General features: G+C 39.5%; 17 protein-coding genes. All 17 read right to left on the bottom strand.

The genetic code is table 11. The features are described 5' to 3' along the window. Nucleotides 1-4: 4 nt before the first annotated feature. The 17 genes from JOD45_RS02810 to JOD45_RS02730 all read right to left on the bottom strand — a co-directional run bounded on the left by JOD45_RS02810 (nt 5) and on the right by JOD45_RS02730 (nt 15,588). Nucleotides 5-796 carry a phosphatidate cytidylyltransferase gene (locus JOD45_RS02810; protein WP_205002346.1) on the bottom strand — a complete coding sequence of 264 codons (792 nt, stop codon included), beginning with the start codon at nt 794-796 and terminating at the stop codon, nt 5-7. An 11-nt stretch (nt 797-807) separates the two neighbouring features. Then, a complete protein-coding gene (locus tag JOD45_RS02805; RefSeq protein WP_205002345.1) occupies nt 808-1,590 on the bottom strand; it encodes an isoprenyl transferase in 783 nt (260 codons plus the stop codon). A 109-nt stretch (nt 1,591-1,699) separates the two neighbouring features. Further along, on the bottom strand, nt 1,700-2,257 hold the full coding sequence (gene frr / locus JOD45_RS02800; RefSeq protein WP_205002344.1) for a ribosome recycling factor: 558 nt from the start codon (nt 2,255-2,257) through the stop codon (nt 1,700-1,702). A gap of 2 nt (nt 2,258-2,259) precedes the next feature. Continuing rightward, on the bottom strand, nt 2,260-2,985 hold the full coding sequence (gene pyrH, locus JOD45_RS02795; RefSeq protein WP_205002458.1) for a UMP kinase: 726 nt from the start codon (nt 2,983-2,985) through the stop codon (nt 2,260-2,262). Nucleotides 2,986-3,393: 408 nt separating this feature from the next. After that, on the bottom strand, nt 3,394-4,275 hold the full coding sequence (gene tsf, locus JOD45_RS02790; RefSeq protein WP_205002343.1) for a translation elongation factor Ts: 882 nt from the start codon (nt 4,273-4,275) through the stop codon (nt 3,394-3,396). A gap of 183 nt (nt 4,276-4,458) precedes the next feature. Beyond that, entirely contained in the window at nt 4,459-5,217 is a 759-nt protein-coding gene (rpsB, locus tag JOD45_RS02785) for a 30S ribosomal protein S2 (RefSeq protein WP_205002342.1), read from the bottom strand. Nucleotides 5,218-5,924: 707 nt separating this feature from the next. Continuing rightward, nucleotides 5,925-6,683, bottom strand: coding sequence for a FliA/WhiG family RNA polymerase sigma factor (locus JOD45_RS02780; protein ID WP_205002341.1), 759 nt, complete (start codon nt 6,681-6,683; stop codon nt 5,925-5,927). Nucleotides 6,684-6,806: 123 nt separating this feature from the next. Further along, on the bottom strand, nt 6,807-8,837 hold the full coding sequence (gene flhA / locus JOD45_RS02775; protein ID WP_205002340.1) for a flagellar biosynthesis protein FlhA: 2,031 nt from the start codon (nt 8,835-8,837) through the stop codon (nt 6,807-6,809). 53 nt (nt 8,838-8,890) lie between these two features. Beyond that, on the bottom strand, nt 8,891-9,985 hold the full coding sequence (flhB, locus tag JOD45_RS02770) for a flagellar biosynthesis protein FlhB (protein ID WP_205002339.1): 1,095 nt from the start codon (nt 9,983-9,985) through the stop codon (nt 8,891-8,893). Between the two features lies 1 nt (nt 9,986). Further along, nucleotides 9,987-10,766, bottom strand: coding sequence for a flagellar biosynthetic protein FliR (gene fliR / locus JOD45_RS02765; protein WP_205002338.1), 780 nt, complete (start codon nt 10,764-10,766; stop codon nt 9,987-9,989). A gap of 1 nt (nt 10,767) precedes the next feature. Then, nucleotides 10,768-11,037 carry a flagellar biosynthesis protein FliQ gene (gene fliQ, locus JOD45_RS02760; protein ID WP_205002337.1) on the bottom strand — a complete coding sequence of 90 codons (270 nt, stop codon included), beginning with the start codon at nt 11,035-11,037 and terminating at the stop codon, nt 10,768-10,770. Between the two features lie 17 nt (nt 11,038-11,054). Beyond that, nucleotides 11,055-11,723 carry a flagellar type III secretion system pore protein FliP gene (gene fliP, locus JOD45_RS02755; RefSeq protein ID WP_205002336.1) on the bottom strand — a complete coding sequence of 223 codons (669 nt, stop codon included), beginning with the start codon at nt 11,721-11,723 and terminating at the stop codon, nt 11,055-11,057. Further along, nucleotides 11,716-12,384 (bottom strand): flagellar biosynthetic protein FliO, encoded by a 669-nt coding sequence (locus JOD45_RS02750; RefSeq protein WP_239549047.1) that lies wholly within the window; start codon nt 12,382-12,384, stop codon nt 11,716-11,718. Before JOD45_RS02750 ends, fliP begins: the two co-directional genes overlap by 8 nt. 400 nt (nt 12,385-12,784) lie before the next feature. After that, a complete protein-coding gene (fliY, locus tag JOD45_RS02745) occupies nt 12,785-13,921 on the bottom strand; it encodes a flagellar motor switch phosphatase FliY (protein WP_239549030.1) in 1,137 nt (378 codons plus the stop codon). Further along, a complete protein-coding gene (gene fliM, locus JOD45_RS02740; RefSeq protein WP_205002457.1) occupies nt 13,914-14,888 on the bottom strand; it encodes a flagellar motor switch protein FliM in 975 nt (324 codons plus the stop codon). Before fliM ends, fliY begins: the two co-directional genes overlap by 8 nt. Nucleotides 14,889-14,929: 41 nt before the next feature. After that, on the bottom strand, nt 14,930-15,373 hold the full coding sequence (locus JOD45_RS16845) for a flagellar basal body-associated FliL family protein (protein ID WP_205002333.1): 444 nt from the start codon (nt 15,371-15,373) through the stop codon (nt 14,930-14,932). Continuing rightward, entirely contained in the window at nt 15,352-15,588 is a 237-nt protein-coding gene (locus tag JOD45_RS02730) for a flagellar FlbD family protein (RefSeq protein WP_205002456.1), read from the bottom strand. Before JOD45_RS02730 ends, JOD45_RS16845 begins: the two co-directional genes overlap by 22 nt. Between the last annotated feature and the right edge of the window lie 16 nt (nt 15,589-15,604).

Genomic DNA, 15,604 nt, shown 5'->3' with positions numbered 1-15,604 from the left:
TTCATTAACCAATCACATTAAAAATAAATAAAATTGGCAGGATAAAAATTAAACTGTCAAAACGATCCAGCAGGCCTCCGTGACCTGGTAAAATATTTCCCGAATCTTTTACACCGTAATATCGTTTTATCGCGGATTCCACCAAATCGCCGAGCTGACCAAAAACGGAAATGACCACACTTATACCCAATAGTATTCCCCATGATGGAAAGAGCGAACCGGGAACGATCAACTCAATGATAATCGCTGCTATCGCTGCTATAACGACCCCGCCTATCGCGCCTTCAACTGATTTATTTGGGCTTATATGCGGCGAAAGTTTCCTTTTGCCCAGTTTTCTTCCGACAAAATATGCGCCGCTGTCTGTACACCAAATTAAAATCTGCACGAAGAATACTTCAGCTAAACCGCTGTAGCGAAGTTGAACGAAAAGGTAAAAGGAGAATCCGATATAAAAAGCTGCTAAGAAAATATGTGCCGCCTGATCGAAGCTGAATCTATTTTTGGAAAATACCATATAAATCAGCATAATAATGATAAAAATAGCTGATAGTCTAATCAGCGGCAAATACTTAACGAATTCAAATAGGCTTGCCTGCAAAACAAACATGACAACGAACAGCGCTCCGATGATTGCAGGCACGGATGACGGAGATATCTTCTTCATGGCACAAAGCTCCATGAATGCTATTGCGGCAATTAACGCGATAAATAAAGCAAATGGGAATGAGCCAATTAATATAAAAATGATATAGAGCGCACCAAACCCAATTGCCGTCAAAATTCTTTGTTTCATTTTATCCTCCTTTAAACCCCTCCATAACGGCGTGTACGTCTGCTAAAATGAGCAATCGCTTCGTGTAAATGTTCTTCATTGAAGTCGGGCCAATAAACATTGGTAAACCACAATTCTGTATAAGCGAGCTGCCATAGCATGAAATTGCTTAAGCGAATTTCGCCGCTCGTTCTTATCAGCAAATCAGGATCAGGCAATGCACTGGTTAATAAATAATTTGAAATGACATCCTCAGTTATATCGTTAACATTTAAATGGCCTGCCAAAATATCTTCAGAAATATTTTTTAAAGCCATTGTCATTTCATAGCGGCTCCCATAATTCAGGGCAAAATTAAGAATCATGCCATCGTTGTCTTTCGTGCGTTCTTTGGCAATATTGACAGCTCTTAATGTATGAGGAGGAAGCTGCTTCGTATCTCCCATAATCCGAACTTGCACATTATTATCTATTAATTCCTTTAAGTACGTCGTTAAAAATTGTTCAGGAAGCTTTAAAAGAAATTCGACTTCATCCTTGGGGCGTTTCCAATTTTCTGTAGAAAAAGCGTACATGGTCAAAACTTCTACACCAAGGCGGCTCGCTTCCCTGACAATTTTTTTGACAACCTTCATGCCTTCGCGGTGACCGGCAACTCTCGGCAATCCACGTTCTTTTGCCCATCTGCCGTTGCCATCCATAATGATTGCGATATGTCTTGGAATGTGAAGTTCGCTTTTGGCTGTATCCTTATTTAAATCGTTATCCCGCTTATTTTTTTGTTTAGCGCCTTTAAAGGAAAATTTTTCGAACATTTTGTTTCCTCCATTATTAGTGGCGTTCAAATCGAACAACCCCTATTAGACTTAACAAAAAAACCCCCTAAATAAGAGGGTATCTTCACTTATTTTACATTGAAACGCGCTAAACTTCCATGATTTCTTTTTCTTTATTAGAGACAATGCTGTCAATGTTGGAAATATACTGGTCAGTGAGTTTTTGCACTTCATCTGTTGTACGATGCAATTCGTCTTCGGTCATTTCACCGTCTTTTTCAAGCTTCTTAAGCTGATCATTAGCATCACGGCGAATATTTCTAACTGCTACCTTTGCATCTTCAGCAACTTTCTTAACTACCTTAACAAGTTCTTGACGGCGTTCTTCCGTTAGGGCTGGAATAGTAATGCGGATGACCTCACCGTCATTCGTTGGTGTAATGCCTAAGTCAGACTTTAAAATAGCCTTTTCAATATCAGCTATTGCCGATTTATCATAGGGGCTGACTACAAGCAGACGAGCTTCCGGCGTCGTAATATTGGCCAACTGATTAAGAGGCGTCGGCGCACCGTAATAGTCAACTTGAACTTTGTCTAAAAGCGAAGGATTTGCCCTTCCCGCACGAATCGTAGCGAGCTCTTTTTTTAGAGACGCGATGGCTTTTTCCATCCTGGCTTTTGTATCATTGATTACTTCGGTTGTCATTTTCATTTCCCCCTTACAATTGTTCCAATTTGTTCACCAAGCACTACGCGTTTGATGTTTCCTTTTTCTGTGAAAGAAAAAACAATAAGCGGAATGTTATTATCCATGCATAGTGATGAAGCTGTAGAATCCATCACTGCTAAACCTTCATTCAATACATCCAAATAGGAGATCTCTTGATATTTTGTAGCGTTTGCATCAATCTTTGGATCCGCACTGTAAACACCGTCGACATTATTTTTTGCCATAAGGATAACTTCCGCTTCAATTTCGGCAGCTCTCAAGGCTGCAGTTGTATCTGTAGAGAAATACGGATTGCCTGTTCCGGCAGCGAAAATAACGACGCGTTTTTTCTCAAGATGGCGAATCGCTCTTCGGCGAATATATGGTTCGGCAACTTGACGCATTTCAATTGACGTTTGAACACGGGAATCTACACCTATATTTTCTAAGCTGTCTTGAATGGCAAGTGCGTTCATCACAGTAGCCAACATACCCATGTAATCGGCTGTCGCACGATCCATTCCCATTTCGCTTCCTGTTTTTCCTCTCCAAATGTTTCCTGCGCCTACAACAACGGCAACTTCAACATTCAATTCAACGATTTCTTTGATTTGTTCTGAAATGGAATGAATGATTTTTGGATCAATGCCAAAGCCCGCCTTTCCGGCCAACGCCTCACCGCTGAGCTTTAGAACCACTCGCTTATATTTTGCTTTTTGTGACATGCTCATCTTCGCCCTCTCATGTATATCTTAAAAGAGGGACACTTTTTGGTGTCCCTTTATTTGTACTATCAGCAATTATATCTTAGCTACTTGGAAGAAGATTTGGCATAGATGCTAAGATCAAATTGATAGCATATGCACAACCAGCCTAATCGCCGCCTTTTTAAAAGGCTTGCCGATCGGCAGGTTTTCTTTATACTGTCAAAAGCATATCCCGACAACCGAGAAATCGGTTCAATGGGTTGTCTAAGATAAGGCAGACAATATAAGTGCCGCTAGAGCGATCCTGGGCCGGCGCTATTCAGCGGCGCATCTCCGATTTCCCCTCGGCAAAGCGATCAAGGGGCTTCTCTAAACGTCCGCTTCCCTTTTCGCGCCTTTTCAGGATTGCCAATCAGCAAGTTTCCATTATTTTTTCATTTGCGCTTTAACTTCTTCAGCGAAATTATCTTCGCGCTTTTCCATGCCTTCGCCGACTTCATAACGAACGAAGTTCTTGATCGTTAAGCCTTTATCACCTAAATACTTTTTCACTGTCATATCAGGATCTTTGACAAAAGGCTGTTCAACAAGGCAAATTTCTTGGAAGAATTTGTTCAAGCGGCCTTCCACCATTTTTTCAACAATCTTTTCAGGTTTGCCTTCATTTAGGGCTTGTTGCTTAAGCACTTCTTTTTCATGCGCAACTTCAGATTCCGGCACTTGGTCTTGAGAAATATATCTAGGGTTGACAGCGGCGATATGCATAGCAACATCTTTTGCAGCAGCTTCGTTATCGCCTTCAAGCTGTGTCAATACGCCGATGCGGCCGCCCATATGAAGGTAAGCGCCGAATGTTTCGTTATCAGCTTTTTCAAGAATGGTAAAACGGCGCAATGAAATTTTTTCTCCGATTTTAGCAATGGCTTCATTAATATATTCGCTGACTGTTGCATCCGTACCATCTAATTTTTGTTCAAGGGCTTCTTCAACAGTCGCTGGAGTTGTACTTAACAAGTGTTTAGCAATACTGTCAATCAGATTAATAAATTGCTCATTTTTTGCAACAAAGTCTGTTTCTGAGTTAACTTCTACGATAACAGCTTTATTTCCGTCAATTTTAATTTGAGCCAAACCTTCAGCAGCAACTCGGTCAGCTTTTTTCGCTGCTTTGGCGATGCCTTTTTCTCTTAAAAGGTCAACGGCTTTTTCAATGTCTCCATCAGTTTCTGTCAGTGCTTTTTTGCAATCCATCATACCTGCACCTGTTTTTTCACGTAGCTCTTTAACAAGTTTTGCGCTAATAGCCAATTTACTTCCTCCTTAAATTATGTAATCTATAGTTTTATATTATCAAGATAACTCAGCTTATATCAGCGAGTAACCGATGCACAACTATCGGTTAAACTTGACAAGCATTCAAAATGCCATGCTGATAGTGTAAAAAAAGTGATAAGGGTTGATCACCCCTTATCACCCTATTTTTCACCAAAATTATTCTGCAACTTCTTCTGCTTCTTGTTCTTGCACTTCTGCAGTTTTCTCTTCAGCAGCTGCTTCAGCTACTTCTTCGCCTTGATTAGCTTCAAGCGCAGCATCAGCCATTTTACTTGTAAGAAGTTTTACCGCGCGGATAGCATCGTCATTACCAGGGATGACAACATCAACTTCGTCAGGATCACAGTTCGTATCAACGATAGCGATAATCGGAATATTTAATTTGCGCGCTTCAGCAATAGCGATACGTTCTTTGCGAGGGTCAATAACAAACAATGCATCTGGAAGGCTTTCCATATCTTTAATGCCGCCCAAGAATTTTTCAAGTCTTTCAAGCTCTTTGTTAAGACCAACGACTTCTTTTTTCGGAAGAACGTCGAAAGTGCCGTCTTCGCGCATTTTTTCAATTTCTTTCAAACGGTTGACACGTTTTCTGATTGTTTGGAAGTTAGTTAATGTACCGCCTAACCAGCGTTGGTTAACATAATACATCCCTGAGCGGATCGCTTCGCTTTTCACAGATTCTTGCGCTTGTTTTTTCGTACCGACGAATAAGATTTTACCGCCGTCAGCAACGATATTTCTTACAAAGTTAAAAGCCTCTTCAACTTTCTTTACTGTTTTTTGAAGGTCGATAATATAAATACCGTTTCTTTCAGTAAAGATATAAGGCTTCATTTTTGGGTTCCAACGGCGTGTTTGGTGACCGAAGTGAACACCAGATTCCAAAAGTTGTTTCATTGAAATAACTGCCATTTTGTTTTTCCTCCTAGTTTGGTTTGTTCCACCGCTCGTATCATTTTCAAGTACGACTGTTTTGTGACAGCACCAATACTTGAATTAACGAACGTGAGTAATGACACCATGGGTAAATATATCATAAAGCTTACCCATTGACAAGATCATAATAAACATTTTATAAGGGGTGTTGAAAAAGTTGTTCCTATTTAAATTCGCATTGAAGCGTTTATCTTTAGAAGAAAGTCTATTTCTCCCTTGCTTCTATTCAATTTTTTCGCAATATCATCAACATTATACCCCTTTTTTTTCAATTTAAGCAGTTGGGATGTGAGCGTTTCTTCGTAAACATCCCCAATACCCTCAAGGCAATAAGCTATCCGAATGCGGTTCCTCTTATTATTCTTTTTAAGGCCGGCTTTTTGTTAAAAACCTTCCTTATTAAAGCAGTTTTTGCTCTTAAGGTGCATTCTGGTGAAGAATTGTCTTCTGGCTTCACTGATTGATGTGCGCGTTCTGTTCCGCAGTCATTGCCGTTCTTTTATTAATCTGTGATTTTCTTCTTGGCCCCCACCGATATATGGCGAAGCGTCTTTGCAATTCCCGCTTCAGCGTTTCTGGATCATATTTTGCAGTTCTCTAACCCTTTCCCCCCAGTTGCAAGATAACCTATCAAACTCATCATTATCCATGCAGCCATTATAAGATTGCCTCTATCATCCTGTCTATGCTATTGGATTTAAAAGAGACTTTCTTAGCTTAAATAACGCTTTCGAATGGATTTGTGATATTCTTGAAGTCGACAGTCCAAGCACCTTCCCTATTTCAGTTAAAGTCAATTCTTCATAGTAAAATAAACTAATGACAATCTGTTCCTTTGGATTAAGCTCAACAATTTTTTGGGCTAATTCAGCCTCAGTTTCCTTATTGATCAATTGATCGTCTGGAGAAACTGAATCTTTATCTTCAATAATATATGCCGGTTGTTCCTTTTGACTATTTTTTAAATCATCATCAATAGAAACTAAGTTGGAATACAGACTCTCGTAAACAATCGACGAAGCCTCTTCGATAGAAATGCCCATCTCTTTAGCCACTTCTTCTAAACTTACATGTCTCATATATTTTTGTTCAAGCTGCTCGGTTATCGCATCCAATTTTTTTGTTTTTTCTCTTAACGCCCTTGGCATCCAATCTTCTTTTCTGAGACCGTCAATAATTGCTCCTCTGATTCGAAATGAAGCATAAGTATCAAACTTCAAGTCGCGTGTGATATCAAACTTATAAAGCGCATCATACAATCCCGACATACCGTAACTTTTCAAATCATCCTTATTTATATTATTAGGTATACCAGCGCTGATACGTTGAACATGATAATTAACAAGGGGCATGTACATACATATAAGGGCGTTTACCGCTTCTTCATCTCTATGATTTATCCAATTTTCCCAATATCTTTTTTCTTCCTCCGGCGCTGACATTTGTTATCCCCCCTTGATTCAATTCATTAAACGATAAAGTCTCTTAGAAATGCCTTGTTCATCTAAACGTTTTTTTACACTTAAATACAGTTTGCAAACACTTCCACTCTTTCTTTTTCATTTTCATGCTGCCCCAACCGCCCCTATACTTTGAACCTCTACATCAGGTTCCAGCTCGTTATATGACAACACCGCAACATCAGGATGATACCGTTCAATCATTTGTCTTACATACATACGAATAGCAGGAGAACAAAGAATGACAGGATTCTCATCATAGTTAACCCATTGTTGAGCAAATGCTGATATTTGCTCAACAATATGCTGTGTATCCTCTATATCTAATGTTAAAAAACTGCCCTGTTCCGTTTTTTGGATTGAATCGGCAATTTCCTTTTCCAATTTAGGATCTAACGTCATCACTTTAAGAAATTGATCATCTCCGGCAAATTGCTGGGTGATTTGCCTTGACAAAGCTTGCCTGACATATTCAGTCAGCAAATCAGTGTCCTTCGTTAATTGACCGACATCAGCAAGCGTTTCAAAAATAACAGGCAAATTTCTAATAGATATTTTTTCTTTCAACAAATTAACAAGCACCTTCTGGATTTCTCCTACATTTAAAGGTTCCGGCGTCACTTCTTCTACGAGCGTTGGATATGATTCTTTTAAGTGGTCAATTAACTGCTTCGTTTCTTGCCTGCCTAATAACTCAAAACTGTGTTTCTTAAAAACTTCTGCTAAATGGGTAGAAACAACAGAAGACGGATCGACAACCGTATAACCGGCAAGTTCCGCATTTTCTTTCATATCTTCACTGATCCATAGAGCCGGAAGACCAAACGCAGCTTCTGTTGTTTCAATGCCTTTAACGGCTTCATCTTCAATACCGGGACTCATCGCCAAATAATGATCGAGAAGCAACTCGCCCTTCGCTACCTCTGAACCTTTTATTTTTATTCGATAGGCATTGGGATCAAGTTGAATATTGTCTCTAATACGAACAACCGGCAGGACAATGCCCAGTTCAACCGCCAATTGCCGCCGGATCATAACAATTCTATCCATTAAATCGCCGCCTTGATCAGAATCGGCAATGGGAATCAGTCCATAGCCGAATTCAAATTCAATCGGATCCATTTGCAAAAGCGAAATAACATTTTCCGGTTTTTTAAATGGTTCTTCGTCGATAGCTTCCTCATGAGCAGGTTCTTCAGTGGTTTGCATACTGTTTTTTCTAAGCAAATAACCCCCGATAAAAAGAAGGAGAGCAATCGGCAATGTGACAACTAAGCCAATCGGCGTTAACCCAAGCAGCAATATAACGCCGCCAGCCACTAATAACATCGCCGGATATCGCAACAGTTGTTTTGAGACATCTTGACTTAAATTGCCTTCAGATGCCGCTCTTGTTACAACAATTCCTGTAGCTGTTGAAATGAGCAAAGCCGGTATTTGGCTGACAAGACCGTCTCCTACCGTTAACAGCGTAAATGTTTGCGATGCATCGCCTATGGACATGCCTTTTTGCACCATGCCAATAATCATCCCGACAATCAGATTGATAGTGACGATAATAATGCTTGCGATCGCGTCGCCTTTAACAAATTTACTCGCACCATCCATAGCCCCGTAAAAATCCGCCTCTTGTTCTACCTTGGCTCTTCGCTTTCTCGCTTGCTGATCATTGATGAGACCGGCATTCAAATCTGCGTCAATGCTCATTTGCTTACCCGGCATGGCATCCAATGTAAAACGAGCAGCAACTTCTGAGACCCTTTCTGATCCTTTAGTGATAACGATAAATTGAATAATAATGAGAATAAGGAAGACCACAAAGCCAACAATCGGGTTACCGCCAATGACGAACTGTCCAAATGTTTCAATGACCTTTCCCGCATCTGCATTTCCTAATATAGACCTTGTCGTTGAAACGTTAAGCCCTAATCGAAAAAGGGTCAATAACAGTAATAACGAAGGAAAAATAGAAAATTGAAGCGGCTCATTCATATTCATGGAAACAAGCAAGACAATCAAAGCCAAAGATATATTTATAATGATAAGCAGGCTTAGAATAAACGGCGGCAAAGGTATGATCAGCATTAAAACAATTAAAATGACACCAGACAATACAATTAAATCCTTAGCCTTCATTGATTCCTCCTCATAAATAGATTTTTGCTCCGCGGCAGGGCTTTTTGAATAAATCAAACTTTGCCTTTAAGGCGGTAAACATATGCTAAAATCTCGGCAACAGCCTTGAAAAAATGTTCCGGGACTAAGTCGCCTGCATCTAATTGTTGATACAAGGCTCTTGCTAAACTTCGCTTTTCGACAATGACAATATCATGAGCCTTCGCTATTTCCCGAATTTTAAAAGCAAGATAATCAGCGCCTTTAGCAATCACCATAGGGGCAGACATTTCTCCATCAGTGTATTTTAACGCTACGGCAAAGTGCGTCGGATTAGTAATGATCACATCGGCGTTAGGCACTTCCTGCATCATTCTCCTAGCTGCCATTTGCCGTTGTCTTTCTTTTATTTTTGATTTGATTAAGGGATCCCCTTCGGTCTTTTTATATTCATCCTTAATATCTTGCTTCGACATACGGATGCTTTTTTCAAAATCGAATTTTTGATATGCATAATCAAGGGCACCTAAAAATATAAGAAATACCGAAGCCGCCAGCCCCATCTCCAACGTCACTTTTCCGACGAGTACGAGACCTTCTGTGACCGGTTTTTCTATGGATAAGACAATCTTCTCTCCGTTGAGCCATATCACATAAAAAGTGATCATACCGATGCTGAAAATCTTCAATAATGACTTTATTAATTCAACGAGTGCTTTTATCGAGTAAATTCTTTTAAAACCTTTAAGCGGATTTATTCTTTCCAACTTAAATTGAACAGCACTGGGCGAAAAAATAAACCTTGTTTGAAATAAGTTGCCGGCCACACCGATCACTAAACTTACAGCAAAAACAGGAGCAACCGCAAAACATGTTTGAATGACTAGACGCGTGAAGAGCTGATGTATATTTTCTTCTGTAACCGCCATCGCCAAGTCTTTTTTATAAATAATAAACATCATCCCAAATAATTTTTTGCCGATGATTCCCGCCAAGAATATAAAAGATAAGAATATCGCTAAAAGACTAATCGCCGTATTTAAATCCGCACTCTTCGCCGTTTGTCCTTTCTTGCGTGTTTCTTCCCTTTTTCTTGGGGTCGCTTTCTCGGTCTTTTCTCCTGAAAAAAATTGCAAATCCAGTTTAAAAATTTGTTTATGTAACGTCATGCTAGGAACTCCCTAATAATTGCATATAGATTGAAACAGCTTCTTCCATTAATTCAAAAATCGTATGAAACAGCGTAAAAAACATTGGCATTATCATTAATAAAAGAGCAAAGCTAACAATGATCTTTAATGGGAAGCCTACGACAAACACGTTAACCTGAGGTACAGTTCTAGCTACTATTCCCAACGCCACATCTACTAGAAAAAGGCACGCTAGAATCGGCATAGCCATTTGAAATGATATGCCTGCCATCTTTAAAAAAACGTTCACAATAAAATGAGCTGTTGAACCTTGCAGCAAAGGAACTGATAATTCATTAATTTTAATCATCCGAAAACTATCCAAGATACCATTAATAAGCATTAAATGGCCGTCTAATGCTAACATTAACAGCAAGGCTAGAACATTTAAAAACTGCCCGGTCAGCGGCGTTGTTACACCATTTTCCGGATTAATCGCATTGGCCATCGAGAGCCCCATTTGTACGTCAATATAATAGCCTGCCATTTGCACAGCATAGATTAATAGGCCAGCGACAAATCCTATAGCTAATCCGACAATCGACTCTTTAATAATGAGCAGCAAATAGAAAGTATCTATAGCCACTTCCGGAGGGTGATGCAACATTGTTGTTGTTGCGATTAAGGATAGCAAAGCTGCTAATCCGACCTTAACCCGCGCCGGTATAGTCCGGTAAGAAAAGATTGGCATTGTTACAAAAAAGCTGGCAAGCCTCACTAAAACCAAAAGATAAATCGGCAAAGCATTAAATAGATTCATATCAACCCACAAAATGATTCAGATTGCCGAATATATTTTGAGTAAATGTCAGCATTTTTGATAACATCCAAGGCCCGAATAAAATCAGAACGAGCAATACAGCAATAATTTTAGGGATGAAAGCCAACGTTTGCTCTTGAATTTGAGTAGTCGCTTGAATAATGCTGACGACTAAGCCGACAATAAGAGCGACAGCGAGCAACGGTCCAGCAACAAGAAGTATTGTCATCACACCTCTTTCAGCAAGGGTTATGATAAATTCCGAACTCATAGGACTCACCTTCCATATTATGAATAACCGATTAACAAAGATTGAACAACAAGGTACCAGCCGTCAACCATAATAAACAGCAGTATTTTAAACGGCAATGAAATAATGACCGGCGGAAGCATCATCATCCCCATGGCCATCAGTACACTGGCAACAACCATATCAATAACTAAAAACGGGATAAAAATCATGAATCCCATTTCAAAGGCTGTTTTTAATTCGCTGATCGTGTATGCCGGAACCAAAGCCGTCATCGGAATATCTTTCACTGTTTTCGGCTCTCTCAAGTGCCCGAATTCCAGAAAAAGGTTTAAGTCTTTTTTCCTTGTCTGTTTGGCCATGAATTCTTTAAAAGGATCTTCCGCCCTGGCCATAGCTTCCTTTTCCGAGATTTGTCCTTTTAAATAAGGCTTTAGCGCATCGTGATTGACTTGGGAGAACACTGGAGCCATAATAAACATTGTTAAAAACAATGCGAGTCCGATTAACACTTGGTTCGGCGGTGTCTGCTGGGTTGATAATGACGTGCGGACAAATGACAGGACAATCACGATTCTAGTAAACGATGTCATTAAAATTAAAATAGACGGCGCCAAAGACAAAACCGTTATTAACAACAGCAGCTGAACGGATGTTGCAACGTATTGCGGCTGATGAGATAAAATGTCCGCTATGCTATTATTCATGGTTTCTTTCCTCTCGAATTGCCTTGTCTATCTGATTAGACCAGTCTTTTCTTATTGGTTCCAACTGCCTTTTTAATACACTATTAAAGTCGTTCTGCATCTCTTGTTTGTTATGGTCTTTTTTCGTTTTATCAACCGTCCAATTCAGCATTTTTTTCATGTTGACTTGTATCGGATCCGGCTCATCAGCCTTTTTAAGCAGTTCCTCAACTTTTGGCTCATCGGTGACTTCTTTCAGCAATTGAACATTCTCGCCGACGCCGATCACCAATATTTTACTGCCGACCCTGACAAGTTGAACAGACCGGTTAGGCCCGACCGAAACACCGCCGATATTTTTTATGGCACCGTACTCTTGAAAAGCTTTCGTTCGTTTTCCAAGCACTTTATACAAAAAGTAAATTAATGCAATAACAACCGCTAAGGCACCTAGAAGCTTTAAGAAAACGACGATTAAATTTGACCGTGATGACGGCAAGTTTTGTTGTTGTTTACTTCCAACATTATTTTCCTGCCCGACTTCGGCTTTGCCATGATGCTCGCCTTGCTTAATGGCTTCTTCAACCGTTTGGCTGTCTCCCGATGTCTCAGCCTTAGCCATCATCCCCGGTCCATAACACAAGACGATTAAAAATACACACGCTAAAAGCTTTATTCGCATCAAATTTTGCACCTCTTACATTCAGTTAACCTGCTACTTGCTTAATGGCCTCATTTAAACGATCAGCTTGGAAAGGTTTTGCGGCATCATTTTTTCTCCAGCCCGAATCGCCAAAAACTCCATTTACTTCCCGCCGCCAAACACATAATGATATAGGTCCGGGGCCGATTTTACAGGTTTTTCAAACTTTTTACCTTGTCCATCTTAGGTATGTAATGTTCATCTTCAATGACTCGGCGAAATTTCATGATATCCTTCGACTGCTTCTTGAACGACCCCATCTTTTCCCCAAACCAAATAATCGTTTTTCAACATTAGTCATTAAAACTCTAGCATCATCAACTATTAAAATACGATTTCCCATATCACCTCAAAATCACATTTTCCGATAGTTGAGCTGCTAAATTGTTTTTAATCGATCTCTTTGATTGATGATCTCCGTGATTCTGACTCCAAAGTTCTCATCTATAACAACGACTTCACCTTTGGCTACGGGACGGTGATTAATTAATATATCTACCGGTTCGCCAGCTAACTTGTCCAACTCAATAATTACCCCTGGACTCAGTTCCAAAACTTCCTTGATTGTTTTCTTCGTTTGACCGAGTTCGACACTGACTTGAAGCGGTATGTCAAACAGCAGTTCAAGGTTTTGTTTTTTAGGAACTTGCTGAGTTTCTTCATCAAACTCTGGCAATGCAACGGCTTGCACATTTAAATGAGACAAATCAGACTTTAATGGATCCTGCTCAGTTTGCGCTGGCCCAGGATCACTTTCTCTTGTTTTAAGCTGCTCTCCGGGATTAACATCTTCCTCTTCATCAGGCAATGAAGATTCCGTTCGGATATCTTTTGCACTATCGCCTTCTTCTTTCTTATTAAGAAAGCGATTAGCCAATTCCTGGCCAAAGTCAATTGGGATAAGCTGCATCATGCTGGAATCTATTAAATGCCCGACAGTTATATGGAATGATACTTTTAACATCTCATCATCATCAGGAATAATAGATGTCAGCGGATCATCTTTAAGAATTGTTGGCGGCGCTGTCTCTATCTTTCTATCAAATAGAGTCGACATCGAAGCTGTTGAAGAGCTTATCATTTGCTTCATGACTTTTTGAAAAGCATTTAACTCCATCTCTCCAATTTCTTCCTGAGGACTTGATCCATCACCTCCCTTTATTAAATCTGCCATAACACAGGCATCGCGAGTTTTTACCATAAGAATATTGGAACCTTGAAAACCTTCAGTATAGTTCACGAGAACAGCAACATACGGCACTGGGAATTCTTTTTCAAGATCGTCTTTTTGAACAATGGAAACAGCCGGGGCCGTTATCTCTACTTTTTGGTTTAATATGTTTGATAAAGCTGCGGCGGCACTGCCAAATGACATATTGAGTATTTCGCTGAGTGCCTCTTGTTCCATTTCATTAATAATCTTGTTTTTGGATGTTATATTTTCATCAGAATAATCGCTTGTATGATCAATTAAAGCGTCCAATTCTTTCTGGGAAAGCATCCCGTCTTCACTCATCACTCTCATCTCCTTCATCAAAAGTATTTAAAATTTGCACAGCTAAACGTTGACTTCTTTTACCAAACTGCCCGTAAAATTTTGGATATCCGCCCACTTTAATGATATTTGGGTCTGTCACCTTTTGTTTAAGCATAATAACATCCCCAACATTTAAATCTAGGAATTCCTTTACAGTCATTTCAGACTGACCCAATTCAGAAACGACCGGTAACAGCGACTTTTTAATGCTGTGCGCAAGTGACCTCCGATCTTCTTGTGAATATTCGACTTTTTTCTCATTCAAGTCATCTTGCGCAGACAATTTTTGCAAAATCTCCTCTAAGGGAACATACGGAAAGCAAATATTAATCATGCCGCTGACTTCACTTATTGTCGTTTCCAGGGAAATTACAATGACTGTTTCGTTAGGCGAAACTAACTGCATAAAATGCGGATTCGTCTCTAAATCCAATAACTTAGGTTCGATATCATCGATAGCAGCCCATGCTTCTTTAAGCAATATCAGACATTTATCAAATAATTTATTCATGAGTTTTGTTTCAATCTCGGTCAAGTTATCAGCCTTATTTATGCCGGCTCCTAATCCGCCCAATAGTCTATCAAGCATTGCATAGGCTACATTAGGATTGACTTCAACAGCCATTTTGCCTTTCAGAGGCGGTGATTCAAAAATGTTAAGGATCGTCATACTTGGGATTGACCTCACAAACTCCTCATAAGGCAACTGTTCAACAGAAGCAACATTAATATGGACATCCGTACGAAGATGGTTAGACAAATAAGACGTTAATAGCCTTGCATAGTTTTCATGAATTTTAAATAGACGTTGGACTTGATCTTTAGAAAATCGGAGCGCCTTTTTAAAATCATAAACATTTATTTTTTTGGCCTGATCCTCCTTTTTTAATTTGCTGCCTGTTGAAATGGATGAGAGTAACTTATCAATTTCAGATTCGGATAACATCTTATACAATTGCAGCCCCCCTCGCCACACGCGATATGCAATTACTGAATGATTTTTTCTGTTGTATAAACATGGGTCACTTGGCCGCTTTCAAGGTATTGATTAACCTTATATTTTATTGAATTTTCAAGGTTCTTAAGGCCTTTAGGTCCTTGCAAGTCCCGGGGTGTTAACCCGGACAAAATATAAATGATAGTATTCTTAACTTGGAATGCCCTATCCGTCAATTCTTCTTTTGCCTCTTTGTTTGATAATTGAATTTTGAATTGGACTTTCAAGTAATGGTTATCTTTCATGTTGGTTGTCATTTCATCGGTTTCAAAGGTCAGTTTATTAACAATATAGTTAATGTCATCTTTTTTATCTTTGGCTGAAACGCCCTTATTCGAATCGATAAAATAAAACCAAATATAAACGCCTAATCCGATTACTATTAAAATAAAAACAGTGGCAAATAATATTTTTATTCCTTTGCTTCTGAACACGAAGACATTCCCTCCCTGGCCGCAGTTAAAGATACAAGCGGTATCTTACGTATAAAATCCCGCGCTTTTTTCGAAACGTCGTCAAGCGAATCCTTCACAACGATTTTCTTGCCGTTAGTTAATGTAATCGTTGTATCTGGCAGCGACTCAATTTGTTCTATTAATAAAACATTTAATATAAACGTGCGGCCATTCAGACGGGTGAGTTTAATCATGGTATATAGACCCAAG

This window comes from Scopulibacillus daqui (assembly GCF_016908855.1).
In the GTDB taxonomy this organism is placed as follows: domain Bacteria; phylum Bacillota; class Bacilli; order Bacillales; family Sporolactobacillaceae; genus Scopulibacillus_A; species Scopulibacillus_A daqui.
Note: the sequence above shows the minus strand (reverse complement) of the source record. Positions and strands in the feature narration are given on the sequence as shown.

Coding starts and splice junctions, on each gene's coding strand:
- frr (WP_205002344.1), bottom strand. CDS start 2,257: ATGACAACCGAAGTAATCAATGATACAAAAGCCAGGATGGAAAAAGCC.
- fliP (WP_205002336.1), bottom strand. CDS start 11,723: ATGAATAATAGCATAGCGGACATTTTATCTCATCAGCCGCAATACGTT.
- fliR (WP_205002338.1), bottom strand. CDS start 10,766: ATGAATCTATTTAATGCTTTGCCGATTTATCTTTTGGTTTTAGTGAGG.
- fliM (WP_205002457.1), bottom strand. CDS start 14,888: ATGTTATCCGAATCTGAAATTGATAAGTTACTCTCATCCATTTCAACA.
- JOD45_RS02810 (WP_205002346.1), bottom strand. CDS start 796: ATGAAACAAAGAATTTTGACGGCAATTGGGTTTGGTGCGCTCTATATC.
- rpsB (WP_205002342.1), bottom strand. CDS start 5,217: ATGGCAGTTATTTCAATGAAACAACTTTTGGAATCTGGTGTTCACTTC.
- pyrH (WP_205002458.1), bottom strand. CDS start 2,985: ATGTCACAAAAAGCAAAATATAAGCGAGTGGTTCTAAAGCTCAGCGGT.
- JOD45_RS02805 (WP_205002345.1), bottom strand. CDS start 1,590: ATGTTCGAAAAATTTTCCTTTAAAGGCGCTAAACAAAAAAATAAGCGG.
- JOD45_RS02780 (WP_205002341.1), bottom strand. CDS start 6,683: ATGTCAGCGCCGGAGGAAGAAAAAAGATATTGGGAAAATTGGATAAAT.
- flhA (WP_205002340.1), bottom strand. CDS start 8,837: ATGAAGGCTAAGGATTTAATTGTATTGTCTGGTGTCATTTTAATTGTT.
- flhB (WP_205002339.1), bottom strand. CDS start 9,985: ATGACGTTACATAAACAAATTTTTAAACTGGATTTGCAATTTTTTTCA.
- fliQ (WP_205002337.1), bottom strand. CDS start 11,037: ATGAGTTCGGAATTTATCATAACCCTTGCTGAAAGAGGTGTGATGACA.
- JOD45_RS02730 (WP_205002456.1), bottom strand. CDS start 15,588: ATGATTAAACTCACCCGTCTGAATGGCCGCACGTTTATATTAAATGTT.
- JOD45_RS02750 (WP_239549047.1), bottom strand. CDS start 12,384: ATGCGAATAAAGCTTTTAGCGTGTGTATTTTTAATCGTCTTGTGTTAT.
- fliY (WP_239549030.1), bottom strand. CDS start 13,921: ATGAGTGAAGACGGGATGCTTTCCCAGAAAGAATTGGACGCTTTAATT.